Here is a 1,033-nt window from a genome sequence, read left to right as displayed (position 1 = left end):
ATCGTCTCGTGGGGCATGACCCTCCCGACTCCGCTCGACTTGAGCCGCATAAATACGGCTTGACCATCAAAACTCGCCGACCCGAAGGCCGCAGCCGAGAAGCTACGGGTACGGCTACCACGGCCAAGCGCCCACCCGCGTCCTGGCCGACCTGATCGCCGACTTCGCCGGTCTGCGCCCGCTGCTCACCGTCCCGCAGCCCACCGTCGGTAGGATCGCGGCTGTGCGTACGGCCGGACAGACGGCCGGGATGACCGCGATCGTCCTGTACGGCCTGGGCGGCCGCCGGGAATCCCGCGCCTGGTTCGCCACCGCCGAATCCGGCAATTCCCAGCTGCACGCCTGGGGGCTTGCCCGGGAAGCCATGGGGCCGCTCAACTACGGCGCCCCGAGGGCGGGGGCCGGCCTCGCCGACCAGGCCCGCCAGGCCGCAGGTCACCAACAGACCGAGCAGGCCCACGCCGCACTCGCCGGCGCCCTCATGGAGCAGCTCCCCGAGGGCGAGCGGTCAGACACGTGGCTGACGTACGGCGAGCAGAAGCACCACGTCCGCCTCAGCCACGCCTTCACCACGCTCGCAGACACCGCCGCCCGAACGAGAGCCAGCAGCGCGCCCTGGAGCTGTCCGCGCCGTCCCGCACCATGACGCGCTCCCTGCTGCACATCGACGCGGCGGCGTGTTCCCACCGGGGACGTCCTGGTGGACGATAGCCGTACGCGGCGACCGCTCGAATCACCGGCGTTGGTGTTGGACCAGTCCCCCAGCAGGCGGCTGCCCCGTGCCGTCAGATCCGCCGGCACGCGTTCGCTGAGCAGGGCTTGGAATGCGTGTGAGGGAGCAGGTCGTCACGTGGCCATTACCTGATGGATGCTCATCGGTTGAAGGTGCATGTGGCAGCAAGGCTCCTTGGCGCATTCGGCGGTCGCTGATCCCTGTCGATACAGCGCCCGGTTCCTGGATCCGTACGGTGGAGAACAGCGGATGCCGTGGGGCGAGGCCGCTCGTGTCGTTCGTCTGGAGGACTGCGGTCCG

General features: G+C 69.6%; 1 protein-coding gene. It reads left to right on the top strand.

Annotated elements, in window-relative coordinates; all coding sequences use genetic code 11:
- Positions 1–223 precede the first annotated feature (223 nt).
- Positions 224–646 (top strand): hypothetical protein, encoded by a 423-nt coding sequence (locus tag ACZ5CR_RS47400; RefSeq protein ID WP_468870285.1) that lies wholly within the window; start codon positions 224–226, stop codon positions 644–646.
- Positions 647–1,033 lie beyond the last annotated feature (387 nt).

The sequence above is a fragment of the Streptomyces sp. NPDC031274 genome, from assembly GCF_055570235.1.
This window is presented reverse-complemented; position numbering and strand designations above follow the sequence as displayed.